Below are 3,410 nucleotides of genomic sequence, written 5' to 3'. Positions count from 1 at the left end.
TACGGAAACTGGAAGAAATCGACCGGCAGGAACAAGAAACCCTGCTCGATCTCTATAAGCGCGCCTTGGGAATGGCTGAAACCGATGGCCCGGACGACGAATAAAACTGTCACCGCGTGCGTTTCAGAAATAGCGGGCATTTGCTCTAATTTGACGCTAAGCTGATCTCTGCTTCCACGTTCGGACGAAGGTGAACAGGTGCCACCCGCACTCCGTCGCATGCTCGATTTTCTGGCGCTGCCTGGGGCCGCCCTACTGGCCGCCCTATTGTTCCAGCAAGCGGCCGAACCGGAATGGGGCAACCTTTTCGCGGCGCTCCCCTGGCTTGTCTGCTTAGCCGGGGCCGCGATTGCGTGGCGGTTCCGCGTCGGCAATATGGTGATGGTCTTCGTCGCGCTCGGGGCCATCCATGCCCTGCTGGAGCAAACGGGCCGCGCCCCTTTTACTGCCGACACATTGCGCTTCGGCGCGGCATGGTACTGGCCGATCATGGTTGCCTGCCTCGCAACCTTGCCGGAAAGGGGGCTGTTCAACCGGCCAGGGTTAGAGCGGGTCGCCTTTATCGTCTACCCGGCCCTCATCATTCTCGCCCATGCCGCCAATGGCCAGCCAACGCCCTTCTGGTTGCGAACGCTGCTGGTGGAGGGTGCCGCCCGGCGGCTATATCTGCCCGATACCGCCCTGGTCTTCACGCTGATTGCCGCCGGCTGCCTGCTCTGGCAGTTCCGCCGCCGGGCCACGCCGCTCGAAACCGGGCTTCTAACGGTCCTACTGCTCGGCATGGTCGGTATTGCGCTGGGCGATAGCCGCGTCTACCGCGCTATCTATTTCAGCACGGCGGGCGCGGCGCTGATCGTGGCGCTGATCCAAAACTCCTACCGCGTGGCTTTCCACGACGAGCTTACCGGCCTGCCGGGCCGCCGGGCGCTGAAAAGCCTGCTGAATACGGTTGGCGAGCGCTATGTGATCGCCATGCTCGATGTCGATCATTTCAAGAAATTCAACGATACCTACGGCCATGATGTCGGCGATCAAGTGCTCTGCCGCGTGGGCCGAGTGATTGCCAATGTTACCGGCGGCGGCCATTACTTCCGCTATGGCGGCGAAGAGTTTACCGTTGTCTTCCCCAACCGCAGCCTGCGCGAAGCCCTACCGCATCTCGATGCCGTCTGCTCGGCGATGGCGGCGACGCCCTTCACGGTGCGCAGCAAAGACCGGCCCGAGGCGAAACCAGATGGCTCACCCTCAACGCCAGACCCAACCAAAGCGGCGGGGACGCAAGTGACCATCACCATTTCCATCGGAGCCGCCGAAAAATCGCCGCGCTATGCCGATTGGGAAGCCGTCATGAAGGCCGCCGACCAAGCGCTCTACAAGGCCAAACAGGCCGGGCGTAATCGGGTGATGGCCGATGGGCAGAAATAGCGCCTCATCGCTTTTTTGACCGAAACCGCCTCTGCCATAGTCTCCCGATAGGCTTTATGGCATGCTTTTTTTGGGCCGTCCCTGTGTAGGAACCAAGAGCCCCGCGCCCGCGCCGCGACGTCATCCGGCTTTGGGCGTGTAATCCTTTCGGGATGGAGAGTGGATAAATATGGCGGATACGCGCGAGGACGGGCCGGAACGCCCACAATTTTCCCCCGGTCGAAACATCGCCCTGAAAATGCCCCCACGCGATTTTTTGCAAGCGGTGGCATTTTACCGGGATGTGCTGGGCTTCGAGCAACTTTCAGTCGATGAAACCAGCGTCACGTTTCAGTTCGGCTCCATGCGCCTCTGGATTGACCGGGTGCCGAGCCTCAGCCAGGCCGAAACTTGGTTAGAGGTCCGCACGGCCGATGCTGAAGCCGCGAGCGAGTGGCTGGAAGCGCAAGGGGTCGATCGCTGCGACGCTATCGAGCCGCTGCCGGAAGATTTTCCCGGCTTTTGGATCGCGGCACCCGGCGGGATTGTTCACCTGATCCACGAACGCAAGCCCACCCCAGAAAGTTAGAGCCAAAGCTAAATCTCGGTGGCCTTACCGCCATCGAGTTTAGGGACCATCGTAGGAAAGGGTGACGGGCCGACATCGAAGATAACCCGATTGCGCCCGCCCCGCTTTGCGGCATAAAGCGCATCATCGGCCCGTTTCAGCAGTTGCTCCAGCGTATCCGCCGCAAAACCGCTATCGGCGCGTAAGTCGGCCACGCCGATGCTCGCCGTCACTGGCGTCTGTCGGCCATCGGGCAGCAGGAAGGGCGTTTCGGCGATCATATCGCGAATAAGGTCGAGGGCGGTCAAGGCCCCATCGATTTCGGTTTCGGGCAAGAGGATGGCGAATTCCTCGCCGCCCAACCGGCCAATCAAATCCTCCCGCCGCAACCGGGTCCGCACGCGTCGCACCAACTCTTGCAAAACGGCATCGCCGCCCGCGTGGCCGAACTGATCGTTGATCCGTTTGAAATGATCGAGGTCGAGCATCGCCAAGGCCAAGGGCCGCCGGTGCCGGAGCGCGCGACCGATCTCAACCCCCGCACGATCCAGAAAGTAACGACGATTGGCGATGCCGGTCAAAAACGTCGCTATTGGCAAGATCGCGCAACTGGGCTTCGCGCTGGATCATAGCGGTAATTGTCGCCTCCCGCCGCAGAATCTGCCGGACCCCGAGGCCGGTCGCGCCGACCAGAACAAGGCTCAAGATAAGCCCGCCGCCGATCAGCGGGCCTTGAACCCCGCGTGCCACCTGCTCGGCCATCTCTTGGGAGACCATCACCAATACAACCATCGGGTAGGGGCCGAGACGGCGATAAGACCCCAGGCGGCTAATACCGTCGAACGGGCTCACCATCTGAAAAATCCCCGCATTTGGCCGAGCCGGATCGAGAAAGGGCATATCCTGAACCGGGGTTTCGAACACCGTCAGCGGCACATTGGTCTCGGACACATCGCTACTCGCGGCGCGCGCGCGGACCCAACCATCCAATCCAATGAAGGCTACGAGCCCATCGGGGGGAATCGCTACCGCCTTCAGGAATTGGGTGAAGTAGCTATGCGCAACCGAGAGCACCAGCACCCCTTGAAACACGCCTGCGCGATCGACGATCTTGCGCGTAAATTGCAGCGACAGCGCATTCGAAACCCGACCAACCAAAATGCGGCTCACGTAGAGATCATCGCCCGGCGCGGTCAGATGATAGCGAAAATGCAGCCGGTCGCGCAGATCCACCGGGGTTGTCGTCGGTTGCGTGCTGCTGTAGCTGAGAAACCCCGCCGCATTGATGACCGATACTTGAAACGTGGGGAAAATCGCCTGCGGAACATCGACCTCGCGCAAAAACCGATCAAAATTCCCAGGGTCGCGCAAATAAGCCTGCCGCAGGGCGAGGCTGGTACGATCAATATCCATCAACGCCGATAAAAGATGCTGCTCC

At 60.9% G+C, this 3,410-nt stretch carries 4 protein-coding genes and 1 pseudogene; 3 read left to right on the top strand and 2 right to left on the bottom strand.

Going from position 1 to position 3,410, the window contains the following annotated elements; genetic code table 11:
- The first annotated feature begins 8 nt into the window (after window positions 1-8).
- From VZ95_RS29080 to VZ95_RS02215, 3 genes are all read left to right on the top strand, one after another.
- Window positions 9-104 carry a hypothetical protein gene (locus VZ95_RS29080; RefSeq protein WP_408606057.1) on the top strand — a complete coding sequence of 32 codons (96 nt, stop codon included), beginning with the start codon at window positions 9-11 and terminating at the stop codon, window positions 102-104.
- 94 nt (window positions 105-198) lie between these two features.
- The gene (locus VZ95_RS21405; RefSeq protein ID WP_156994962.1) at window positions 199-1,425 is read left to right on the top strand and encodes a GGDEF domain-containing protein; all 1,227 of its coding nucleotides are present in this window, start codon (window positions 199-201) and stop codon (window positions 1,423-1,425) included.
- A 169-nt stretch (window positions 1,426-1,594) separates the two neighbouring features.
- Window positions 1,595-1,993 carry a VOC family protein gene (locus tag VZ95_RS02215; protein ID WP_045774427.1) on the top strand — a complete coding sequence of 133 codons (399 nt, stop codon included), beginning with the start codon at window positions 1,595-1,597 and terminating at the stop codon, window positions 1,991-1,993.
- 8 nt (window positions 1,994-2,001) lie between these two features.
- On the opposite strand, the gene VZ95_RS21400 is transcribed toward VZ95_RS02215, so the two are convergent.
- Window positions 2,002-2,553 (bottom strand): GGDEF domain-containing protein, encoded by a 552-nt coding sequence (locus VZ95_RS21400; RefSeq protein ID WP_198148037.1) that lies wholly within the window; start codon window positions 2,551-2,553, stop codon window positions 2,002-2,004.
- Window positions 2,504-3,410 (bottom strand): annotated as a pseudogene (locus VZ95_RS21395) (hypothetical protein); the annotation flags it as partial. The gene VZ95_RS21400 and the pseudogene VZ95_RS21395, both read right to left, overlap by 50 nt.

The organism is Elstera litoralis (assembly GCF_000963705.1).
In the GTDB taxonomy this organism is placed as follows: Bacteria; Pseudomonadota; Alphaproteobacteria; order Elsterales; family Elsteraceae; genus Elstera; species Elstera litoralis.
The sequence above is the reverse complement of the archived record's forward strand: the minus strand, read 5'-3'. Positions and strand labels throughout refer to the sequence as shown.